The organism is Shimia litoralis, from assembly GCF_005518135.1.
Classification (GTDB): domain Bacteria; phylum Pseudomonadota; class Alphaproteobacteria; order Rhodobacterales; family Rhodobacteraceae; genus Shimia_E; species Shimia_E litoralis.
Map to the genome: position 1 here is coordinate 1 of NZ_SULI01000053.1, position 2,206 is coordinate 2,206.

Consider the following 2,206-nt stretch of genomic DNA (forward strand, 5'->3'; position numbering starts at 1 on the left):
TGTCTTCTTCCTCGCCTTCTTCACCTCCCAGTGCGTCGGGTGGCGTGATCCAATCCGTGGCTCGGCTGGTCAAACGCCATTGGGTCTCACCCTGGCTGAACTGATAGAGGAAAAACGCACGCCCCTCGGCGGTGGAGGTTTCCAGGTCATCATAGGTAAGCGGGGGCGTCATGCGGGGACCTCAATCAAGGGCAAGCTCATCTCCATGCGGTTGGGCGTGTGCATCACCTCGATCCGGTCGGCATCGAGCCGCATGTGATGCATCAGATGGATGGGCGTGTCGCGCGGCACGGCGACGCCCGGCGCGGCTAAGGTGATTTGCAGGCTGAGCGCGTCGCCACTGGCTGCGAGCACCTCGCGGAACAACGCCCCGCCAGGCAGTTCAATCATAAGGTGCCGGCCAACCAAGCTGTCTGGATCTAGCGACACTTGTGCCGGATTGAAAAAGCCACTCGTGTCACCTCGCGCAAGGGGGACCTGCAGCCCCAATTCCCGCCCCCAGCTTGGCAACCAAAAGCTGTTCTGACGTCCGCGTAAGCTTTGCAGCCAGGCTTGACTGGTCCATCTTGCGGGACCGCGATCAACCAGAGTGATGTTTGAGCGACGCTGCGCGTAGCTGCGCAGGGCTTCTATCTCTATGGGACCAAAGCCATTGTCGATATAGTCCACAGGGTTATCCACAGCTTCTGACAAGGGCTGGCGCAATACTGCGGGATCCATCAAAACATTCTTGCCCTGATAGGTGGGATAGAGCGATGTGAGAGTGGCGGACTGGTCTGCCTGTGGCGCCAGCAAGAACTTTGCCGTGACGGTCCCGAGGCTTTGACGGCGACGCAAAATCTCGACCGGTCCCTGCATTCGGGCTTTTGACACAGGCATGACAGAAGCATGGGGGGCTGTCATGGAAACCGGCAGGGTCAGCACCAAGCGATCTTCCAAAACCTCAGCGATCTCATGAATATCGACAGAGCACCCAGCAATGCTGGCCCCCGTTGCGAGGGCGGCATGGTCACCAACTGCAAATCCCAGCCCGCCTGTGTTGAGCAAAACCTCTGTGTCCCCTGCGTCCACAGGTGCTGCGAGCGGGGTTGCGCGATGCCAGAGCGGCAGCTGCCATGTCGAGAACACACCGCCCCGCGCCAGTTCTGCCGCACTAGCAAGACCCCGCGCTTCCAGAATTGAGACACATGTTAAGCGGGTGCGCGGCATGGTGCGCAGGGCAATGCGCTGCTCGGCGTCCTTGGTCGCCAACACATCTGTTCGCCATTCCTGCGTCTCAATGAGAGGCCAGCGCAGCGGAAAGGGCCAGAGGTGCGGTGGATCTGCCGGCTCAGACATCCAGACCTCCCTGATTGCGCCGGATGACATTCACGATGAGCCGCTCACCGGCGGGCGTGGCGAGATAATCGCCCACGATCGACGGATCCAAAACGTTGATGATGCGGGTGACAGATTGGCCCGAGTGACCAGACTGACCAGATTGGCCGTCTGAACTGCCCGGGCCATTTCCGGTCATCTCCACCCCAAGCCTGCCACCCCGCCCGCGGCGCAGCGGCAAAATGGCTTCAGGGCCGGCCTCGCCCATAAGCCCAATGCCCTTGGCGAACGGAAAAAGCGTCGGCTGAGAGACCACACCCCCGGAATAGGACCCGCCGGCAAAGCTGCCACCTTTGGCAAAAGCGGTGATCTCACCCGCCTGTCCAAAAGCACCGCCTTTTGCAAAAGCCCCGCCAATGCCAAACAGACTGCCGATGGCACCGCTTAAAACCCCGAAGAGGCCACCACCGCCGCCTCCCTGACCGGCGCCAGAGAAGGCGCGCATCAGCGCATCCTCGATGGGTTTGAAGGCTGTATCAATGAGACGGCTCGCAAGGCTTTGGGCCATGCTGGAGATAGCCCCCGCAAAGCTCTGCCAGCTCAGCTCACCGGATTTGAGCGCATTCTTGAGCGGTCCCGTCAGATCATCAGCCAGCGACTTGGCCATATCCTGAGTGCGTTTAAGGGCCTCGGCCGCAGCCTCCACAGCGGATTTGCCAGCCGCGCCCACGGATTTAACCCCTGCGCCGGCCTTCGTGGCCGATGCCGCGATCTCATCAAGGGTTTGGGCCAAGGTCGCACCGGTGTCCTCCGCCTCCCCATCAGAAGCGCCTGAGGGATCCGTGCCGTTCGCAAGAGCGGCCTGCAGGGCAGTGAGTGCTGCAAGCGG

2 protein-coding genes are annotated in these 2,206 nt (G+C 61.4%); both read right to left on the reverse strand.

What is annotated here, in order from left to right:
* Positions 1-168: 168 nt before the first annotated feature.
* Positions 169-1,338, reverse strand: a complete 1,170-nt coding sequence (locus FAP39_RS17250; protein WP_138017610.1) for a hypothetical protein — start codon at positions 1,336-1,338, stop codon at positions 169-171.
* Positions 1,331-2,206: phage tail tape measure protein (locus FAP39_RS17725; RefSeq protein WP_484385945.1), on the reverse strand; the 876-nt coding region annotated here is incomplete at its 5' end. The genes FAP39_RS17250 and FAP39_RS17725, both read right to left, overlap by 8 nt.

Coding starts and splice junctions, on each gene's coding strand:
- FAP39_RS17250 (WP_138017610.1), bottom strand. CDS start 1,338: ATGTCTGAGCCGGCAGATCCACCGCACCTCTGGCCCTTTCCGCTGCGC.